This window comes from Shewanella sp. MBTL60-007 (assembly GCF_019654915.1).
Taxonomy (GTDB): domain Bacteria; phylum Pseudomonadota; class Gammaproteobacteria; order Enterobacterales; family Shewanellaceae; genus Shewanella.
Map to the genome: position 1 here is coordinate 1 of NZ_BPET01000051.1, position 21518 is coordinate 21518.

Annotated in this window: 17 protein-coding genes; 11 read left to right on the forward strand and 6 right to left on the reverse strand. The window is 44.5% G+C overall.

Annotated elements, in window-relative coordinates:
* Positions 1–219 precede the first annotated feature (219 nt).
* The 4 genes from pgi to K5Q92_RS17810 all read right to left on the reverse strand — a co-directional run bounded on the left by pgi (position 220) and on the right by K5Q92_RS17810 (position 6814).
* Complete coding sequence (gene pgi / locus K5Q92_RS17795) at positions 220–1857, reverse strand: glucose-6-phosphate isomerase (RefSeq protein ID WP_220770234.1); 1638 nt, start codon at positions 1855–1857, stop codon at positions 220–222.
* An 18-nt stretch (positions 1858–1875) separates the two neighbouring features.
* Complete coding sequence (tal, locus tag K5Q92_RS17800) at positions 1876–2832, reverse strand: transaldolase (protein ID WP_220770235.1); 957 nt, start codon at positions 2830–2832, stop codon at positions 1876–1878.
* A gap of 280 nt (positions 2833–3112) precedes the next feature.
* Positions 3113–4210 (reverse strand): OmpA family protein, encoded by a 1098-nt coding sequence (locus K5Q92_RS17805; RefSeq protein WP_220770236.1) that lies wholly within the window; start codon positions 4208–4210, stop codon positions 3113–3115.
* Between the two features lie 237 nt (positions 4211–4447).
* Positions 4448–6814 (reverse strand): phosphoketolase family protein, encoded by a 2367-nt coding sequence (locus K5Q92_RS17810; protein WP_220770237.1) that lies wholly within the window; start codon positions 6812–6814, stop codon positions 4448–4450.
* Positions 6815–7233: 419 nt separating this feature from the next.
* Here K5Q92_RS17810 and K5Q92_RS17815 point away from each other — a divergent pair, with 419 nt between their 5' ends.
* Positions 7234–8715 (forward strand): sodium:alanine symporter family protein, encoded by a 1482-nt coding sequence (locus K5Q92_RS17815; protein WP_220770238.1) that lies wholly within the window; start codon positions 7234–7236, stop codon positions 8713–8715.
* 273 nt (positions 8716–8988) lie between these two features.
* A complete protein-coding gene (gene yaaA, locus K5Q92_RS17820; protein ID WP_220770239.1) occupies positions 8989–9762 on the forward strand; it encodes a peroxide stress protein YaaA in 774 nt (257 codons plus the stop codon).
* Positions 9763–9844: 82 nt separating this feature from the next.
* Here yaaA and K5Q92_RS17825 read toward each other — a convergent pair whose 3' ends face one another.
* Positions 9845–11248 carry a M20/M25/M40 family metallo-hydrolase gene (locus K5Q92_RS17825; protein WP_220770240.1) on the reverse strand — a complete coding sequence of 468 codons (1404 nt, stop codon included), beginning with the start codon at positions 11246–11248 and terminating at the stop codon, positions 9845–9847.
* A gap of 135 nt (positions 11249–11383) precedes the next feature.
* Between K5Q92_RS17825 and K5Q92_RS17830 the strand changes: the two genes are divergently transcribed.
* Positions 11384–11698 (forward strand): metalloregulator ArsR/SmtB family transcription factor, encoded by a 315-nt coding sequence (locus K5Q92_RS17830; RefSeq protein ID WP_202720391.1) that lies wholly within the window; start codon positions 11384–11386, stop codon positions 11696–11698.
* A gap of 244 nt (positions 11699–11942) precedes the next feature.
* On the opposite strand, the gene rpsT is transcribed toward K5Q92_RS17830, so the two are convergent.
* Positions 11943–12209 carry a 30S ribosomal protein S20 gene (gene rpsT, locus K5Q92_RS17835; RefSeq protein WP_220770241.1) on the reverse strand — a complete coding sequence of 89 codons (267 nt, stop codon included), beginning with the start codon at positions 12207–12209 and terminating at the stop codon, positions 11943–11945.
* A gap of 255 nt (positions 12210–12464) precedes the next feature.
* On the opposite strand from rpsT, the gene murJ reads away from it, so the two are divergent.
* The 8 genes from murJ to K5Q92_RS17875 all read left to right on the forward strand — a co-directional run bounded on the left by murJ (position 12465) and on the right by K5Q92_RS17875 (position 21507).
* Positions 12465–14024, forward strand: a complete 1560-nt coding sequence (gene murJ, locus K5Q92_RS17840; RefSeq protein ID WP_220770242.1) for a murein biosynthesis integral membrane protein MurJ — start codon at positions 12465–12467, stop codon at positions 14022–14024.
* A 65-nt stretch (positions 14025–14089) separates the two neighbouring features.
* Entirely contained in the window at positions 14090–15025 is a 936-nt protein-coding gene (ribF, locus tag K5Q92_RS17845; protein ID WP_220770243.1) for a bifunctional riboflavin kinase/FAD synthetase, read from the forward strand.
* Between the two features lie 31 nt (positions 15026–15056).
* Positions 15057–17879: an isoleucine--tRNA ligase gene (gene ileS, locus K5Q92_RS17850; RefSeq protein WP_220770244.1), complete on the forward strand. Its 2823-nt coding sequence runs from the start codon at positions 15057–15059 to the stop codon at positions 17877–17879.
* A gap of 10 nt (positions 17880–17889) precedes the next feature.
* A complete protein-coding gene (gene lspA / locus K5Q92_RS17855) occupies positions 17890–18402 on the forward strand; it encodes a signal peptidase II (protein WP_220770245.1) in 513 nt (170 codons plus the stop codon).
* 13 nt (positions 18403–18415) lie between these two features.
* Positions 18416–18829, forward strand: coding sequence for an FKBP-type peptidyl-prolyl cis-trans isomerase (fkpB, locus tag K5Q92_RS17860; protein WP_275660436.1), 414 nt, complete (start codon positions 18416–18418; stop codon positions 18827–18829).
* A gap of 2 nt (positions 18830–18831) precedes the next feature.
* Positions 18832–19761: a 4-hydroxy-3-methylbut-2-enyl diphosphate reductase gene (gene ispH, locus K5Q92_RS17865; protein ID WP_220770247.1), complete on the forward strand. Its 930-nt coding sequence runs from the start codon at positions 18832–18834 to the stop codon at positions 19759–19761.
* A gap of 243 nt (positions 19762–20004) precedes the next feature.
* Positions 20005–20526, forward strand: coding sequence for a type IV pilus modification protein PilV (pilV, locus tag K5Q92_RS17870; RefSeq protein ID WP_220770248.1), 522 nt, complete (start codon positions 20005–20007; stop codon positions 20524–20526).
* Complete coding sequence (locus K5Q92_RS17875; protein ID WP_220770249.1) at positions 20527–21507, forward strand: PilW family protein; 981 nt, start codon at positions 20527–20529, stop codon at positions 21505–21507. It begins immediately after the preceding gene.
* Positions 21508–21518 lie beyond the last annotated feature (11 nt).

The window sequence follows — 21518 nt, forward strand, 5'->3', positions numbered from 1 at the left end:
AACCTCCTGTTGTTTATTCTGTCTTCAATTTAATAGCATGATTTTGATTCATGGTGCAACTAAAATGTTTCAAAAATGTTAAATCAACATGAAGTTTTATTGTTTTAGTTTGAACTATAGGAGGTGATATATCAGTGTTTTTCAAGCGACTACGGAAGGCTCTGCTGGTTAAAAACAAAAAAGCCAGTCGAAACTGGCTTTTTGAGGAGTGGCAGTGGCTTAAATATTTCCCTGTCTAAACAGATTGATTAAAGCATTACTGGATGAGTCTAGCTCTGTGGCTTCATCATCTGCAGTTAGACGTTCTAGCACATCGTTACCGAGCTGCTTACCGAGCTCTACGCCCCACTGATCGAAAGAGTTTATTTGCCAAATTGCGCCCTGAACAAAAGTTCTGTGTTCATACAGGGCGATGAGTGCACCTAAAGTCGCGGGTGTTAACTTATCCATTAAGATAGTGTTGCTTGGCTTATTACCTGGCATCACCTTGTGTTTAGCGATGAGCTGCTTTTGTTCATCGCTAAGGGTGCTTTGGCTTAGCTCCGCTAACGCTTCATCGAATGTCCGCCCTTGCATTAATGCCTGAGTTTGGCCAAAGCAGTTAGAAGCAAGTTGTACATGGTGCTCACCAACAGGATTGTGGCTGTTGAGTGGCATGATAAAGTCAGCAGGGATCAGTGCCGTACCTTGATGCAGTAGTTGGTGATATGCGTGTTGACCATTGGTACCTTCACCTCCCCAGATCACCGGACCGGTACTGTAATCGACATCTGTACCGCTTAGGGTGACAGATTTACCGTTACTTTCCATATCGAGTTGCTGGAAGTATGCCGGTAGGCCTCTTAGGTAATGATCATAGGTCAGTACGACATGAGACTGGGCATTGAAGAAGTTACCGTACCACAGAGAGAATAAGCCCATAATAACAGGCATATTATTTTCTAAAGGAGTGTTAGCAAAGTGCTCATCCATTTCGTGAGCGCCGGCTAATAACTCGCGAAAGTTATTCATACCGATAAGCAGAGCGATTGGCAGTCCAATTGCAGACCATAATGAATAACGACCACCTACCCAATCCCACATAGGGAAGATATTGTTGGCATCGATACCAAACTCTGTCGCCTTAGCCACATTTGAGCTGACAGCAACAAAGTGCTTTGCAACATCGGCTTGGGATGCACCCTGGCTTAAAAACCATGCTTTGGCGGTAAGGGTATTGGTTAAGGTTTCCTGAGTACCGAAAGATTTAGAAGACATCACAAACAATGTGGTTTGTGGATCCAGTCCCTTAAGCTTTTCAGTAATAGAAGTACCATCAACGTTGGCAACAAAGTGACAGTTTAGGTCCCCCGTCCAATATGGGCGCAGGGCTTGGGAAACGATTTTTGGCCCTAAGAATGAGCCTCCAATACCGATACTTACCACGTCGGTAATGGTTTTACCTGTATAGCCCTTCCACTGACCTGATGTCAGTGACTCGACGAACTCACCCATTTTTGCCAGAGTTTGCTGAACTTCGGCGACAATATTATTGCCATCGACTGTAATCACTTTATCTGCGGGCGCACGCAGAGCTGTGTGCAGTACAGCTCGTTGCTCTGTGTTGTTGATTGCCTGCCCAGCAAACATCGCCTTAATTTTCGATTCAAGCTGAGACTCTTTCGCTAATTGAAACAGTAATGACATCGTCTCTTTTGACGCGCGGTTTTTAGAGTAATCTAACAATAGACCGCATGCCTGAGTCGACATATCACTGAAGCGTTGAGGTTCAGTCGAGAATAGTTCGCGCATATGGGGAAGCGTCTTACAGTGCTTCTCCAGTGCTTGCCAGCTAGCTTGTTGAGTGAGTTCTGTCATTGTATTGTCCTAATTCCGTTAAGACGAAAGCTTATCTTTTAGCATAACTTCGAGCTTACCTTGGTCGATAGCGAAGTTACGAATACCTTCGGCTAGTTTCTCAACGGCCATAGCATCTTCGTTAAATTCCCAACGGAATTGGGCTTCAGTCATATCCGCTTCAGGCGCAACAACTTCAGTTGCAGGAAGTAGCTTCTGAACGATAGGGGTGTTGCTGTTAGATAGCTCTTCTAGTAGTGCAGGGCCAATAGTGAGTCTGTCACAGCCTGCAAGCTCAATGATTTCGCCTGTATTTCTGAAGCTTGCGCCCATAACCACGGTATTAAAGCCATGACGCTTGTAGTAGTTATAAATGCTAGTAACAGAGACTACACCTGGATCTTCAGCCGCACTGTACTCAAGGCCTGTATCTTTCTTGTACCAGTCAAGGATACGACCAACGAAAGGAGAGATTAGATAAACTCCGGCTTCAGCACATGCACGTGCTTGAGCGAAGCTAAAGAGTAAGGTTAGGTTACAGTTAATACCTTCTTGCTCAAGTTGTTTCGCGGCGCAGATCCCTTCCCATGTAGATGCTAGCTTAATAAGGATACGAGACTTGTCGATACCTGCTGCTTGATATAGGTTGATTAGCTTGTGTGCCTTAGCAATTGAGCCTTCTTTATCGAATGAAAGTCGGGCATCCACTTCAGTTGAAATGCGGCCAGGAACAATTTTTAGGATCTCTAAACCAATATTGACGGCAAGCTTATCACCGGCATCTTCAACCTGCTGTGCTAGATCGCTGCTCTGGCCTTTAGCCCAAGAGATGGCATCTTCGATTAATGCACTGTATTCCGGGATTTCTGATGCTTTTAAAATGAGAGAGGGGTTGGTTGTTGCATCTTCTGGCTGGTAACGTTTTATGGCTTCAATATCGCCGGTATCGGCAACAATGGTAGTGAAAGGTTTAAGTTGTTCTAATGTATTTGCCATGCGTATTACATCCTTACTCTATGTACAGCATCTGTGTGACAGTTAAGTTAGTTGCTATTAAAAGCCATTTTAATGAACATTCCAACTATATATGAAAAAAAATTACACAAAAGTTGCTGAAAATCATTAGAACGGTCATTTTTGGTAATCTAGCAACAATATTTTACTTGTTGTTAGCTGGGTAAAAGCTTAATCAGAAAGTATAGCTTTTTTGCGAACTGATAAAACTAAAAAGCCCACGCTTTGAGAAGCGTGAGCTTTTGTTAAGTAAATTGTACTTTTATTTAAGTACAGGCACTTTTTCCGTGCCAGTGACATGGGCTTCGATACGACGGTTAGCCTTATTGGCTTCTGCTGAACTACCTTCAATCAGCGGTTGGGTAATACCGTAGCCTTTAGATGATACTCTTTCTGGTGCGATGCCATACTCATTTACTAGAATTTCGGCAACCGCTGCTGCGCGGCGTTCGGAGATATCCATATTGTAGGCAGCCGATCCAGTGTTAGAAGCGTGGCCAGAAATCATAACTTCTGAGTTTGGATGCTGACTCATATAAGCGGCCAAATCCTTAATATCGCCATATGAAGAGGGCTCTACCTTAGCGGAGTTATTAGCAAACTTAGCTTCGATATCAAACTCGTCTTCAGCCTCCTGGTAAATTGTACAGCCATTTGCGTCAACTTTATGGGTCGGTGGAGTATTAGGGCACTGGTCTAAGTCGTCAGTTACGCCATCGTTATCAGAGTCTGCCACTACGATTGGCGCAACGACCGGAACAGGCTTAGCTTTACTGCCAAAGCGATAGCTTAGCTCTAAGCCCCAGTAGTTACTCTCCATCTCTAGGGTTTTCCACTTATCTTCATCTAAGTTTTCATAGCGGCGGTATTTCGCCTGAAGCTTTAGGTTATCGGTAATGTTATAACCAATACCTGCGCCAACGTATGGAGCAACGCCACTGTCACTATAGTACTCGCTACCATAGTTCTTATTATTAGAGATAAGGTAATTGAAGGCACCTGCTTCTGCGGATAGGCTCCAGTTACCGGCAAATGGCCAAAACGCCACTAAGCCAAGGTTCATCCCCTTGGCGCCAACGTCATTGAGCTTATTTGAATAGTCAACCCATTCGGCTCGGCCTAGGTCGCGATAACCTAGCTCTACGCCAAAGTGGTCATTTAACAGGTAACCAGCGAATACGTCCCATGCGTAGGGATCATCATCGCCGCAACTTTTCATGGTTTTTTGATCGCAATTGGGTTCGTAATTGTTGATGCCGACACCGCCACCTACATACCAGGGGCTCATGCCATCAGCTGCGTTTGCAGCAAAAGGTAACATCGAAGTAAGCAGAACTGCTTTTAGTGTGTTGTTCATCATTCAAAATCCTTATGTTTTATAATAAAACTCCTCCGTCTGCTCAATATCATTTCAAGCAGTGCTAGCGCTTATCACGGAGATCCATTATGTTTTAGCTAGCTGAGACTATTATTAGTTGCAAATGCGATATTTTCCACTTTATTTTCTGGATAATATAGAGCACTAAAGTTGTAAAAAGGGCGCTATTTGAAATAGCGCCCTTTTATTTGGCTTAATTTAGAGTCGTAAATCTGAAGTTTAGCGAGTCCAAACCCAGTTTTCGATGCTCTCTGGATCAACACCGTTGGCCTTGATGTAATTTCTATGATCGACTAGACGCTGAAGCATATCTGTAGTGATAGCAACGTGCTGAGTCTCATCAATTACGCCTTGCTGGAACAGCTTATACGCCATATCGATAACAAGGTGGTAGCGTGATGTGCCGTTACGTACGCCCATATCAAATGGTGTTGTTGTAGAGCCTTCCTCTTCATAGCCCTTGATTCTGAAACGATCGCTACCTTTATAGTCAAACACAAGTTTCTTAATCGTGTTTGGATAACCATGGTAGTTAAATACTACCCCCTTGTCGGCAGTAAATACTTCATCCATCAACCAAGGCTTGCTTTGGAACTCTAAGCTACCTAGACCACTGCTGGTAAGTTCTGTCACACTGACAAAACGAATGCGTACTCGTGGTAATAGTTCACGAATAAGGACTAGTGAAGCCATCGCCTCTTGTGTGACGTAGTCACCACAGCCCACTAGAACGACATCTGGATTTGCATCTGATGCAAAGTCCCAAACCATCACGCCATCTTTAGCTTGCTGACGAGCCTCATCGAGTGTTAACCACTGTGGTAGCTCTTTCTTACCCGCAACTAAGATGTTGAGCTTGTCACGATCGGCATAGGCGCGCTCGGTGTAAACTAAGGTGCTGTTACCATCTGCTGGTAGGTAAGCAGAGATAATCTTAGGGTGCTTCTCAAGCATCGCCCCTAAGAAAGAGGGGTTTTGATGCGAGTAACCATTGTGGTCTTGGCGTTCAAGCAGTGATGATAATACGACGTTACAGGCTGGCACAGGTTTACGGAAATGTACCCCTTGGCTGGCGTAGACGTATTTACAGTATTGGTCAGCCATAGAAGACACGACTTGTGAGAATGCCTCATAAGTTGGGAACATCGCATGGCGACCTGTCACCGTGTAGCCGTGTAGCATACCAAACAACAAGTTTTCTGATAGTAACTCGATGACTCGACCATCACGGGACATATCTTCATCCCAGCTTTCGATAGGCCACTGCCATGCACGGCTAGTTTCTTCAAATACAGCTTGCAATTGATTTGAGTAAGTTTCATCTGGGCAGAAAATGCGTAGATTGCGTTGGTCGCGGTTGAGTTTAAATGCATCACGCATCCACTCACCCATCTTATACATAGACAGGCCACGTTGGCCCCGTGGAGTTTCCGCACCGTAGGCCAGTTTTTCAAGGTTAGGCTGTGCTAAGGCGCGAACCACTTCACCGCCATAGCTTAAATGTTGACGGCCGCATGTGAGTTCTTTTGGTGGTAGTAGCGATTGAATATCTTCATCGAAGATAAGCTCGCCTTGATCGTTGACGCTGTATAGCTCGCCAAACTTATAGCTGGCTAACCAGGTATTCAGTGCATCTAGGTGGGCTTTATCGGTCGCACACTTATTAACGATAACTTGGTGGGACTCACAGTTACCTTCTAGTTTCTTACCGTTAAACTCTGCGGTACCTGTCCAGCCCTTAGCGGTACGCATCAAGATCACCGGCCAGCGTGGCTTAACAATGTCTTCGCCAGCACGCGCTCGGGTTTGGATGTCATTGATCATTTCATATGACTTGTCCATTGCCGCAGCCATTTGAACGTAAACGTCTTCTTCTAGCTCGTCGTCAACAATGATTGGGTGGTAACCTAGACCTCTAAATTCTAGATCCAGCTCTTCGTGGCTCATACGCCCCATACGAGTTGGACCCGAGATCTTATAACCATTGATATGAACGATAGGCAGTACGGCACCGTTGTTCTTCGGTGAAACAAGACGGTTTGCATACCAAGAGGCTGCTAGCGGGCCCGTTTCTGACTCACCATCACCAATTAGACAAGCGGCGATCAGATCGGGGTTATCTAAAACCGCGCCCCAAGCTACAGAAAGTGAGTAGCCTAGCTCCCCGCCTTCTAGAATTTGGCCTGGTGCTTCAGGGTTTGCATGAGAAGGGTAACCATAAGCGGCTGAGAACTTCTGACAGATATCAGTGATACCCTCTTCGTTATATGGGATAATGTCTGGATAGAAGTGACTTAATGACCCTTCCATAAATAGGTTTGCCTGAACGGCAGGGAAACCGTGACCAGGACCGACTAAGTAGACAAATGAGCGATTGTGCTTAGTGATAAGTCTGTTAACGTTTGCATAAACAAAGTTGATACCAGGACAGGTTCCCCAGTGGCCAAGGAGTCTTGGCTTGATATCGCTATGTTCGAGTGCGCGTTTATGCAGCACGTTTTTCTTTAAGTAAATTTGCGATGTCGCTAGAAAGTTAGTTGCTCGAACAAATTTCTTGAGTGCGACAATTTCTTGCTGATGTGCCATAAATAACCCCATTTACGTAATCATAAAGTTAAACAAATTTCATATTCACCACTATATTTGTAATTTTATTACAAAAACGTGGGCAAGCTCTGATTTATTGAAAGCAGTTTGTATAAAAAGCATCACCGACTAGGTGTAAATATAGTGTTAATTTGGTTATTTTGGCTGGTACTATTTGTGTGTTGGTGTGACGTTGATGTCAGGTAAGTGGTGAATTGTGATCTGTGTCGCTCGGGATTGAAGCGATGCTATGCTATTTTGCTGCGCGGATTACAGCGGGCGTGATGTAATTTTTTCACGTTTAAGACAATTTGAGAATAAAATCTGCTGTTATTTAAATACTTAGGAAGGTTAATACAGGATAAACATGATCGAGGGGCGATTTGCTCGATTTAAGTTTGTCATGGGGATTGAAAAAAATGATAGAAACAACGGTTAATTTTCTCAATGCGCTGCTTTGGGGAAAGCTTTTAGTATATGGTCTGGTGGGAGCCGGACTGTATTTTACAGTTCGACTGACATTTATTCAGCTTACTCATTTTAAGCACTCTGGCCAAATTATGCTTAAGAGTCGACAAGGTGGAGGCCGCAGCGGTCTTTCATCTTTTCAAGTGTTCTGTACAAGTATGGCTGCACGTGTTGGTGCCGGTAATATGGCTGGTGTGGCTGTAGCTATTACCGCCGCAGGTCCTGGTGCGGTATTTTGGATGTGGCTTATTGCTATCTTAGGTATGGCAACCGCTATGGTCGAGTCAACATTGGCGCAGGTTTACAAAGTGCGTGATGAAGACGGACAATACCGTGGTGGCCCATCTTATTATATGGATAAGGGACTTGGTCAACGTTGGATGGGGATCCTATTCTCAATCTTCTTGATCATTGCTTTTGGCCTAGTATTTAACGCTGTTCAGGCTAATACGATTACGGGTGCAATGACTCAGGTCTTCAATTTAGATGCAACTTATGTTGGTATCGCAATTGTGATCCTCAGTGCCTTTGTGATTATGGGCGGCCTAAATAAGGTGGCTAAGGTCTCTGAAGTCGTTGTGCCGATCATGGCTTTAGCCTATATCTTGATTGCTTTTGTTGTTGTGGCAATTAACTTCGATAAGCTACCTGATGTATTTATGCTGGTGATTAAGAGTGCCTTTGGTCTACAAGAAGCTGTGGCTGGTGGTGTGGCTTATACTATTGCTCAGGCTATGCAAGCAGGTATCGCTCGAGGTCTGTTTTCTAACGAAGCGGGTATGGGTAGTGCTGCTAACGTAGCAGCGAGTGCGTCACCAAACCCTAACCACCCAGCATCACAAGGCTTTGTGCAGATGATGGGGGTATTTGTTGATACTATTGTTATCTGTACTGCTACAGCGGCTATTATCTTGCTAGCGGGCGACTTAGGTTCGGATGGCGATGGTATTAAGCTGACTATTGAAGCGTTAACTCAACATGTTGGCCCATGGGGCGGCGGATTCGTAGCACTTGCTATTTTATTATTCTGCTTTACCTCAATTATTGCTAACTACTCTTATGCTGAAACCAACGTAATGTATTTATCGGGTAACAGTAAGAAAGCATTGCCGATCTTTAGAGTGTGCGTATTGGGTATGGTGATGTTTGGCGCTGTAGCTAAAATCGGCTTAGTGTGGAATTTAGCCGATGTGTCTATGGGCCTAATGGCAACAGTGAACATCATTGCCTTACTGCTACTGTCTGGTTTAGCGATTCGAGTTATTAACGATTATCGTCAACAGCTGAAAAGCGGCGAAACTCCAACGTTTGATGCTAGCAAGTTCCCTGAGCTATCTAATTTAGAAGGCGGGATCTGGACGAGTAAAACCGTTGAAGAGGAAGCCAAGGCTCAAGCTAAGGCGGAAGCGAAAGCTGATGCTGCTAATGCTTAATCTATAAGCCTTATCAGTACAATCTAAAAAACCACGCTGTTTAAGCGTGGTTTTTTTGTTTTTGTTCAGTATGATTGTCCTATACCAATCAGTATAAGAATGTGAGCTGCTCATCGCGCTTTTTGGGGAGTAAATTCAAGCCCTTTGGGTGATAGAGTCACTATGCTTCTCATTCGTTGCCTTGCCTCTAACGCGCTAAACTTTCGCTCAGAGAGCAATATCTTTAAACTGATTGGGACTAGTTTAAGAATTTTTTCTTTAAAGGACTCATGAATGCTGATCTTAGTCTCTCCTGCAAAAACGTTAGATTTTGAGAATCCACCGGGCAGCGAAAGCTATTCAATGCCAACGTTACTCGATCAAAGTGAACAGTTGATTGAAGTTTGCCGTAAGTTAACACCCGCAGATATCGCAAGCTTGATGAAAGTGAGTGATAAAATAGCAGGCTTAAATGTGGCAAGATTTAGCTCTTGGCAAAAGGACTTTACCCCAGCTAACGCAAAACAAGCTTTGTTTGCTTTTCGTGGTGATGTATATACGGGGCTTGATGCCGATACACTTTCTCCTCAAGCGTTAGATAAGGCGCAGCAGCAACTGCGGATTTTATCGGGTCTTTATGGCTTGCTTAAGCCACTAGACTTGATGCAAGCATATCGTTTGGAGATGGGCACTCGTTTAGCTAATGAGCGAGGCATAAACCTCTATCAATTCTGGGGCGATATCATTACTAATGAGATTAATAAGACCACAGAGGAGCAGGGGGATGAGTTTATAATCAACCTAGCTTCAAATGAGTATTTTAAAGCGGTTAAGCCTAAGCAACTTAAAGCGCAGGTGATCACCCCAGTCTTTAAAGACTGTAAGAACGGCCAATACAAGGTGATTAGCTTTTATGCCAAAAAGGCAAGAGGCATGATGGCGCGTTATATTTTAGATAATAATATTGACTCGTTAGAGGCATTAACCCAATTTGACACGGCGGGTTATTACTATAGTGAGAAAGACTCAACAGTGAATGAGCCTGTGTTCTTACGTGAAGAGCAGTAGTTTTGCTAGTGCAAAGATGAGTGATATGGATATAAGTAAAAAGCAGCTGTCAGGCTGCTTTTTACTTAGATAACCGAGAAAGTTACGGCTCTAGTACAATCGGGCGGAGTTCAATTTCAGATTGTGCCATTAGGTAAGCAAACTGAGCGTAAGCGGCGACATTTTGCCTAAGCGCTGCAGGGTCTATCTTATCTATAGTATCGTTTGGGGTGTGGTGATAGTCGAAGTAATCGCTGCCGTCTTGTCTAAGTGAGGCAACGGGAACACCCAAAGCGGGTAGCATGGATACGTCTGGGCCACCAGAGGCGTTGTTACTGCCCATAGTTACACCATTTGCTGTCATTGGTAGGCTTTTCTGTATTAACTGCTCAAAACCTTGTTCACTGGCTCTAAAGTCTATTTGATAGATGCGGCCCGCGCCAAAATCGGATTCAGCTGCAATATAATGCTTTTCAAGCTCCTCCTTGTGAGTACTCGCATAAGCCTTGCCACCAATGAGGCCTAGCTCTTCTGCTGCATATAACACGACTCTTACGCTGCGAGCGGGTTTAATGGGCAGGTCTTGGATCAGTTTTGCCGCAGCAGTGACAATGGCGACACCGGCGCCGTCATCAATAGCACCTGTGCCTTCATCCCATGAATCTAAGTGAGCACCAATCAAGACTATCTCCTCGGGCTTAGTGGTACCTGTTACTTCAGCAATCACATTGTAAGAGGTGGCAAATCCTTGGTTTTCAGAAGAGAGCGCTAATTTGACGGTGATTTCATCGGTGCGTTTTAGCATGGCATTGATAAGATCTGCATCGGGGTTGGACATCGCTGCAGCTGGGATCTTATTGACTCCATCTTGATAGCGCATCATTCCCGTATGAGCCATACGGTCGTGATCGGTACCAATAGAGCGGATGATAATGGCTACTGCTCCCTTTTTTGCGGCTGCAACGGCGCCTTTTGAGCGGCCTCCAACACTTTTGCCATAGCCTTTACCTGTTTTATGGCGCTCCGTTACGTGATCGATAAACACGATTTTGCCCTTAACTGCAGCGCTGTCGGCTTGCTCTAACGCTTTTAGGCTATCAAAGCGTATGATTTTCGCTTCTATCCCACCATTAGGTGTGGCAATACTGCCCCCTAAGGCGGTGATGACCAGAGGCTGCGGAAATGGAGCCGTGATTGATGCTTTCGCTTCACCTCGGTGCCACACGGGGACTTGTACTGCCTCTTTATAGACTTTATCGAAGCCTAGGCTCGTAAGTTTAGCCTCAGCCCATTGTACGGCTACTAAATCTTTCTCACTTCCGGCAAGCCTTGGGCCTACCTCAACGGTTAGAGATTCAACAAGCTCGTAAGCAAGCGCCGAATTAAGGGCTTTTTGTTGTAACTGAGCGGATATAGACTCGTCACTATTATTTGTATTAGTTTGTTGGCAACCCATTAAGCCAATAAGCGTTAATCCGCAAAGCAGATTGAGATAGTTGTTTTTCATAAGTTTTTTCATTTTTTATTATGTATGTCCCACTTTTAAAAACAATCTAGCAAAAAGTGTGCTTTATGTCCCGACTATATCTGTAAGGCAACGCTATATTAGAGCGTCGGTTTGTTTTAGGAGAAATGGCTCGTAATGAATATAGAACTAATGCAGCAACGAGCAGACCATGCCGTTGTATTGTTGAAAGCGTTAGCCAATGAACGTCGTCTGTTTATCTTGTGTTACCTTCTTAATGAAGGCGAGATGTGCGTTGGTGAAATGAATAAGAAATTGGGTTTAAGCCAATCAGCTCTGTCCCAGCATTTAGCTTGGTTACGTAAAGATAATTTAGTAGAAACGCGCAAAGAAGCTCAAACAGTTTACTACTCGTTAAAGAGTGATGAAGTTGCTGAGATTATTAAATTACTGAACAACATCTATTGCGATAGTTTAAAGACTGTAGCCTAGTGAAGTGAAGACCAGTTGTTAGCACGGTGAGATCGTTTGCTGATAGCTGGTTTTTATTGGCAAGTTAAAAGCTATAGAGTAGATGAACAATGGAGAGGCCTGCCTCTCTATTTTTTTGCCTGCAGTTTACGGCGGCCGATAGAAACGGCTTCATTGTACTAATGGTTAGGTTGTAGAGATGAAAAAGTGGCAGGCATAAAAAAACCGGCCAAGGCCGGTTTTTAATTTGCTTTAAAGCTAAAGATTAAGCAGCTAGTGCTTTGATTTTAGCGTTTAAGCGTGACTTATAACGAGCAGCCTTATTCTTGTGAATAAGACCTTTAGTCGCCATACGGTCAACAATTGGTTGTGCTTTAGCGAAAGCAGCAGTAGCTGTCGCGTGATCACCTGCATTGATTGCAGCAATTACTTTTTTAACGTAAGTACGTAACATTGAGCTACGGCTAGCGTTATGTTGGCGACGCTTTTCAGATTGAAGCGCGCGCTTCTTTGCAGACTTGCTATTAGCCAAGGTGCAACTCCTAAAACTGGGTTTGGTATTTTTAAGGTCGAGGAATATGCCCTATTTATGTCACTTTGTCAATGACAATGATTGAATCAGTCTGATTAACTCAAAATAATCCAACCAGCTTGGCTATCTTCAACCTAACTCGTGTAATATGTGGCGCAATTCTAGCAGGTATTGCTATGAGACAATAGAGGCTAATGCTAATTTTTACGCGATATTGCCTAAGTTATTTAGCTCTATCCAGAGGTCGGGGGCGTTTTGAGCAAGAAGTTAATTAAGTCAGGCATGATTGTGAGTGCTATGACGTTGATTTCCCGTGTTTTAGGTTTAGTTAGGGATGTGGTTATCGCTAACTTGATGGGAGCGGGAAGCAGTGCGGATGTTTTTTTCTTCGCAAATAAAATACCAAATTTTTTAAGACGCCTGTTTGCAGAGGGGGCTTTTGCACAAGCTTTTGTGCCAGTTTTAACTGAATATCAAGAAAAAAATACCAAAGAGGAAGTGCGGGAGTTAATTTCTAAAGTCGCCGGAACCTTAGGAATACTCGTTACTATTGTGACTTTAGTGGGAGTTATCGCATCGCCTGTATTGGCGGCTCTATTCGGCGGTGGTTGGTTTTTAGCTTGGTTAAATGATGAGCCCAATGGGGCCAAGTTTGAACTGGCCTCGTTAATGCTTAAGATTACCTTCCCTTATCTGTGGTTTATCACTTTTACTGCGCTAGCGGGGTCGATATTAAATACCCGTGGGCGATTCGCAGTCTCAGCATTTACCCCAGTATTTTTAAATGTTGCTATCATCGCGGCGGCTATCTATCTTGCGCCTAACTTGAGTCAGCCGGAAATTGGTTTAGCTTGTGGCGTGTTTTTAGGTGGCTTGGTTCAGTTTTTGTTCCAAATTCCTTTTCTTATTAAAGAAAGGGCCATGGTTAAGCCGAGTTGGGGCTGGCATCATCCAGGGGTAACCAAAATTCGCACCTTGATGATCCCGGCACTTTTTGGTGTGTCAGTGTCACAAATTAATCTGTTGCTCGATACCTTCATTGCGAGCTTTTTAATGACAGGTTCTATTAGTTGGCTCTATTACTCAGACCGATTGTTGGAGTTTCCTCTAGGTTTATTTGGTATCGCTATCGCAACGGTTATCTTACCTGCGTTATCTAAACGCCATGTAAATGCCGAAAGTAATGAGTTCGCCAAAACTATGGACTGGGGGGTAAAAGCGATTATTCTACTGGGTCTTCCCGCCATGTGCGGCCTAATTATGTTAGCTAAACCTATGCTGATGGTGCTATTTATGCGCGGTGCCTTCAGTTATGAAGATGTCGAGATGGCCTCATACAGTTTAATGGCCTATGGCAGCGGTTTATTGAGCTTCATGCTGATTAAAATCTTAGCGCCAGGCTATTACTCAAGACAAGATACTCGAACACCTGTGCGTTTTGGTATTATCGCCATGGTGAGCAACATGGTATTTAACCTGATTTTTGCGATTCCATTCGGTTATGTAGGGCTGGCGATTGCCACATCGCTATCGGCGTTATTGAATGCATTCTTATTGTATCGAGGCCTGCATATCGCTAATGTTTACCGTATCCAAAAATCGACACTGATCTTTAGTGTAAAGGTATTGCTCGCTGCAGGGGTCATGTTGGCAGTGTTATTTAAATTTGATCCTACTACGGCACAATGGATCGACTTATCCTTCATAGAGCGCAGCTTTACATTGGCAAAGTTGATTGCATTTGCAGCAATCTCTTACTTTATTTGCTTGGTTTGCCTTGGAATTCGCCCTTGGAAGATGAAAGCTGCTGTTTGAGTGCTGATTATAAAGGCTAGCTAGTATATAATCCGCCCATTTACTCTCATGCGTCGTGTAAGATAATGGAATTAATCCGCGGTATTCATAATATTTTGCCGAAACATCATGGTTGCGTATTGACGATAGGCAACTTTGATGGCGTCCATCGTGGTCATGCGGAAGTGATAAATCGACTGGTTAAAAAGGCACAGCATCTAGGCCTGCCAGCAGTTGTGATGACCTTTGAGCCGCAGCCGCGAGAGTTGTTTCAAGGTGAAAATGCGCCCGCTCGTTTGAGCTTATTGCGAGACAAGCTAGTCTTGCTAGATGAGCTGAAGATCGAGCGTCTATTGTGCGTGAACTTTAATAAGAAATTTTCGAGTTTTACCGCCGAAGATTTTATCGAGCAGCTACTCGTAAAAGCACTCGGTGTGAAATATTTAGTTGTGGGCGATGACTTTTGCTTTGGTAAAATGCGTCAAGGTAATTTTGAGATGCTACGCAAAGCAGGTGAAAAATACGGTTTTGCCGTAGTGAGCACCCAAAGCTTTGTTTTAGGTGATAAGCGCGTAAGCTCGACAGAAGTTAGGCTGCAGCTTGCAAAGGGCAACTTAGAGCAAGCAAGACGTTTATTAGGGCACCCTTTCATCTTAAGTGGCAAGGTTGCTCATGGTGAGAAAATTGGCCGTACAATTGGTTTTCCCACTGCTAATATAGCTTTAAAACGTAAAGTATCGCCAGTTCGTGGTGTCTTTGCTGTGAAGCTGTATTGGGATAATAGCGATATATATGAAGGCGTGGCTAACGTCGGTTTTAGACCAACGGTGAATGGTCAAGTGTGTCAGTTAGAAGTCCATCTGTTCGACTTTGATGGTGACCTTTATGGTAAATCAGTCGAAGTTGAATTGGTGGCGAAGATTAGAGACGAGCAGCCATTCGGATCGTTAGATGCGCTGAAAAAACAAATTAAATATGATGCCGATAGAGCGAAAGCCCTACTTGGTAGCGATGCAGGCTGAAAAGCTTAGCGAACAAAACGGTAAAGGATCAATGAGCGACTATAAATCTACTTTGAATTTGCCGGAAACAGAGTTTCCGATGCGTGGTAATTTGGCTAATCGTGAGCCAGAGATGTTGAAATCTTGGAACGAGAATGGACTGTACAAACAGATCCGTGAAAGCCGTAAAGATGCTAAACCGTTTATTTTGCATGATGGTCCTCCATATGCGAACGGTGACATTCATATTGGCCACTCAGTAAACAAAATTCTTAAAGATATTATTATTAAGTCAAAGACCATGTCTGGTTTTGACGCGCCATACATTCCTGGTTGGGACTGTCATGGTCTACCGATTGAGCTAAAAGTAGAGCAGAAAGTTGGTAAGCCAGGACATAAGATCACTGCTGCTGAATTCCGTCAAAAGTGTCGTGAATACGCGGCTAAGCAGGTTGACGGTCAGCGTGAGGACTTTATCCGTTTAGGTGTTTTTGCCGATTGGCAAAACCCTTACCTAACTATGGATTACAGCACTGAAGCTAACATTGTACGTTCACTTTCTAAAGTGATCGATAGCGGCCATCTACACAAAGGTGTGAAGCCAGTACATTGGTGTACCGATTGTGGTTCAGCTTTGGCTGAAGCTGAAGTTGAATACGAAGACAAGATGTCGCCAGCGATCGATGTGGCTTTCTCTGTTGTTGATAAGCCAGCCTTGCTTGCTAAGTTCGGCGTGACTGATTATCCACATAACATCTCTATGGTTATCTGGACGACAACACCTTGGACTCTGCCTGCTAACCGCGCGTTATCTGTTGGGGCCAATGTCGAGTACACCTTGGTTGAGATGGTCAAAGAGGGTCAGGCTCAAGCATTAGTATTAGCCACTGATTTATATGAGTCATGTGTTGAGCGTTTTGGCGCAGAGTCACACACTGTACTAGGTACAGCTGCGGGTAGCGACTTAGAGCTATTACGTTTTAACCACCCATTCTACGATTTTGACGTACCTGTTATTTTAGGCGACCACGTGACAGTTGATTCAGGTACTGGTGTGGTTCATACCGCTCCAGGTCACGGTCAAGACGATTTCGTGGTTGGTCAGAAATACGGTTTAGAAGTGGCTAACCCAGTTGGTGATAACGGTGTTTATAAGCCAGATACAGAGCTTTTCGCAGGTTTACATGTATTTAAGGCAAACAAGAACGTTGTTGAACTACTAGAAGAGAAAGGTGCGCTACTTAATCACGTACAGATTAAGCACAGCTACCCACATTGCTGGCGCCATAAGACGCCGATTATCTTCCGTGCAACGCCACAGTGGTTTATCTCTATGGATCAAAAGGGTCTGCGTACGCAGGCACTAAGTGAAATCGAGCAGACTCAGTGGATCCCTGATTGGGGTCAGAGCCGTATCGAGAAGATGGTAGAGAACCGTCCAGACTGGTGTATCTCACGTCAGCGTACTTGGGGCGTACCCATCACGCTATTCGTTCACCGTGAAACCGAAGAACTTCACCCAGATAGCGTATCGCTAATGGAGCGCGTTGCTGCACGTATCGAGCAGGAAGGCATTCAAGCTTGGTGGGATCTTGATGCATCAGAGCTTTTGGGCGACGAAGCTGACCAATATCGTAAAGTGACAGATACTTTAGACGTTTGGTATGACTCGGGTTCTACTTTCTCGTCAGTTGTTGCTTCACGTCCAGAATTTAACGGCCACCCAATTGATCTGTACCTTGAAGGTAGCGATCAACACCGTGGTTGGTTTATGTCATCGCTGATGATTTCTACTGCGATGAACGGTAAAGCACCGTATAAGCAAGTATTGACTCACGGTTTTACCGTTGATGGTCAAGGCCGTAAGATGTCTAAGTCAGTTGGTAACGTGATTGCACCGCAACATGTAACGAACAAGTTAGGCGCTGACATTCTACGTTTATGGGTTGCTGCGACAGACTATAGCGGTGAGATGACGGTTTCTGATCAGATCCTTAACCGTAGTGCCGATGCATACCGCCGTATCCGTAACACGGCTCGATTCCTATTGGCTAACATCAATGGCTTTAACCCAGAGACCGATATGGTTGCGGTTGAAGACATGGTTGCATTGGATCGCTGGGTTGTTCGCCGCGCAGCAGCGCTACAGCAAGAGTTACTAGAAGCGTATGAGCAATATAACTTCCACCTAGTCACTCAGAAGTTGATGCAGTTCTGCTCTGTTGAACTAGGTAGCTTCTACTTAGATATCATCAAAGACAGACAGTACACAGCGAAAGAAGACAGCAATGCTCGTCGTAGCTGTCAGTCTGCACTGTACCTCATTTCTGAAGCTATGGTTCGCTGGATTGCGCCAATTCTAAGCTTTACTGCTGACGAAATCTGGAAGCTGCTTCCAGGTGAGCGTGCTGAGTATGTGTTTACTGAAACTTGGTACGACGGCCTTAAGTCTGTGACGCTTGAATCAGATCTAAGCGATGAGTACTGGGATCAGTTACTAGCCGTTCGTGCAGAAGTGAATAAAGTGATTGAGAACGCACGACGTGAAAAGCAAGTGGGTGGCTCATTAGAAGCGGAAGTGACCTTGTATGCCGATGAAGCACTTCAAGCTGCACTTGAGAACCTTGGTGATGAACTGCGTTTCGTTCTATTAACCTCTAAGACTGAAGTTGTTGCGTTAACAGCCGCACCATCTGATGCTATTGAGACTGAGCTTGCGTCACTTAAGCTTGGCTTGAAGAAGTCAGAAGCTGAGAAGTGTGAACGTTGCTGGCACCACAGAGAAGATGTAGGCGCGGTTACCGAGCATCCAACTCTGTGTACTCGTTGTGTAACCAACATCGAAGGCGATGGCGAAGTTCGTCAATTTGCTTAAAGGAACAGTCATGCCCACTACTTGGAAAGACAGTGGCCTGCGTTGGTATTGGGTAGTTGTGTTGGTGTTTCTTGCCGACCAACTATCTAAGCAATGGGTGTTGTCGAATTTTGAACTTTACGAGTCGATACAGTTATTGCCCATTTTTAACTTTACCTATGTGCGCAACTATGGCGCCGCATTTAGCTTTTTAAGCGATGCAGGTGGCTGGCAACGTTGGTTATTCACCTTCGTAGCGGTTGGCTTTAGTGTAGTGTTATCGGTTTGGCTGCGTCAGCAGCCAAGCAAAATGTGGCGCTTAAACCTTGCTTACACCTTAGTGATTGGTGGCGCGTTAGGTAATTTGATTGACCGCTTACAGCATGGTTTTGTGGTCGACTTTTTAGATTTCTATTGGAATACAAGCCATTTTCCGGCATTCAATATCGCCGATTCTGCGATTTGTGTCGGAGCTGGACTCATCATCTTAGATTCGTTTGTTACTGGCAAAGATGACAAGCAAACGGGTGATCTGAAGGAGTAGTTAAGTGTCAGAGATGCATTCAATTTTATGCCATATGAATATCGTACTAGCAGATGGCTCAACTGCTGAGAGCACGCGCTCAAGTGGCAAACCTGCACGATTTAATGTGGGTGATGAAAGCTTAAGCCCTGCATTTGAAGCCGAAATTATTAACCTTAAACAAGGTGATAAGCACAGCTTTACGTTGCAGCCTTCTGACACATTTGGTGAGTCGAACCCTGATGCTGTGCATCATATGGATAGGAGCCGTTTCCCTGCCGATATGAAGCTAGAGTCAGGCGTTATCGTGAGTTTCGCAGGTCCTGGTGGCAGCGAGATCCCTGGTATGGTCAGAGACGTTGTTGGTGACTCGGTAACTATTGATCTCAACCATCCACTCGCGGGACAAGTGCTCACCTTTGAACTTGAAGTGGTACAGGTACTGTAATTATGAATATTCTTCTGGCAAATCCACGTGGCTTTTGCGCCGGTGTCGATCGCGCGATCAGCATTGTGGAGCGAGCATTAGAGCTGTTTTCACCGCCAATCTATGTTAGGCACGAAGTGGTGCATAACCGCTATGTGGTGCAGAATCTAAAGGATCGCGGGGCGGTATTCGTAGAAGAGTTGGATCAGGTGCCCGACGACAGCATCGTCATCTTTAGTGCTCACGGAGTGTCGCAAGCGGTTCGTAGTGAGGCGAAAAGACGCGGTCTTAAGGTATTTGATGCAACCTGCCCTCTAGTCACTAAGGTTCACCTACAGGTGGCAAGGGCTAGCCGTAAAGGCATCGAGTGCATCTTAATTGGCCATGCCGGACATCCTGAAGTAGAAGGCACCATGGGCCAATATGACAACGCGGCAGGTGGTGTGCACTTAGTTGAGTCACCTGAAGATGTGGCAAACCTCGTGGTAAAAGATCCAGATAACCTTTGCTTCGTGACTCAGACAACCTTGTCGATGGACGATACTGCAGATGTTATTGCTTCTTTACAGAAAAAGTATCCTTCTATCGAAGGGCCTCGTAAGGATGATATCTGCTATGCCACCCAGAATCGTCAAGATGCGGTGCGTAATGTTGCAGAACAAGTTGAACTCTTTATTGTGGTTGGCTCAAAGAACAGTTCGAACTCAAATCGTTTACGAGAGTTAGCGCAAAAGAAAGGTACAACGGCGTTCTTAGTCGATAATGCCGATGATGTGGATGCTACTTGGTTTAATGGCGTACAGCGTGTGGCTGTCACAGCAGGGGCTTCGGCACCTGAAGTACTGGTAAAGCAGGTCGTTGATGCTATTGCTAAGATGGCACCGAGTGTGGTCACAGAGGTTGAAGGACGTTTAGAGGATACGGTGTTTGCGGTACCTGCCGAGCTTCGTTGATCCTTCATCAAAAAAAGATACAAATTGAAATAAATAAAAAAGAGGCCTAGGCCTCTTTTTTTTGTATGAAATTCAGAAACATCTGCTATGTTAATCAGTAATTATTGTGAGTCACTACAATACAACATTCGACTAATCTACTATTAACCTGTATGCTTTAATATTACTATAAGTCACCGATTTTAAACGGTAAAAAAATAATTTCAACGTCAAGAATATGACGAATAGAGAGGAATTGACGGAATGGAAACCAGAGAGAAAGGGCTTTCATTAATTGAAGTGCTAGTCGCTTTGGTTATTTTAACCGTTGGCCTAGTTGGTGTCTTTAATCTTCATATCATCTCTAAACGCGGTAGCTTCGAGTCTTTTCAGCAGACTCAGGCGTCTTACTACGCCAATGATATTGTTAATCGTATGAGACTTAATCCTGGGCAGTTAGCGAATTATGTGGGTAATTATAGTGGCACTCCAACTATACCAACCCCCGCCTGTACCGGGGTCGCACTTTGTACTCCAGCACAAACTGCTACTTGGGATCTATATGAATGGCGAGCTGCATTTATCGGCCAAGCAGAAACTGTGGGGACTCAAAACGTTGGTGGGTTAGATACGCCCACAGGGTGTATCACTATTAACGGCAATACAGTCTCGGTCGTCATGTCGTGGCGTGGGATAAGGTCTACATCTGATTCTGGAAAACTCCCTGATTGCGGAAGCTCAAGTGATCGCCGACGAGTCTACTCAATTCAAACGGTGATTATTTAGATGAAATATCTCCCCAAAAAGAGCTTTTCATTGCAGTACGGCATGTCACTTGTCGAATTGATGGTTGCTTTGCTCATTAGCCTTTTTTTGTCTGCCGGTATTCTTACCATGTTTAGTATGTCCTCATCTAACGTGACGACGACCAGCCAATTTAATCAGTTACAGGAAAACGGTCGTATTGCACTCACAATCATGGAGCGCGATATCAGTCAGCTTGGCTTTATGGGGGATCTGACCGGAACCGATTTTGTGGTTGGCGTCAATACAACAGTTGATTCCCCCCTAGCGGCCGCCGATGACTGTATTGGTGCAGGCTTAAATAATGCATCGCTTCCAAATAATGAACCTGCCCACTTTAGACGCTTGTGGGGATATGAGAACGGCGTGAGTGCGCAAAGCTTAGCCTGTTTGATTGGAGTAAAAGACAGGACCGACGTCATACAGATAAAACGCTTTATTGGCCCCAGTGTCGCAGCTGGTGCAAGTACTGGATATTACGTGTCTTCAACGGCTAGCCAAGCCATCTTTTTTAATAATGCGGTTCCTTCAGCGAATTTACTAAATGCAAGAATTTGGGAATATCAACATCACGTATATTATATCGATGAAGCCAATAATATCCCCATGTTAAACCGCAAAACCCTTAGTGCAACAGGCATGAAAAATGACGAACAGTTAGTCGAGGGGGTTGAGAATATTCGTTTTCTATATGGCTTTGATAACGATGGCGATAGCACTCCAGATCGTTATATTCCAGCCGAAAATGTTACCTCTCTGATGTGGGATAATGAATCGTTTCAACGCTTAGTTGCTATCAAAATTTATGTGTTAGTGCGCTCCACAGAACAAGATAAGAGTTATACCAATGAAACGTCGTATCAGTTGGGCGATAAGGTTATCGCCGCACCAAAAGATAATTACAGACGTAAAATCATGTCGACAACGGTGGTACTGGAAAACCCAGTACTGATCCGAAGTTAAGTGGGGACTTT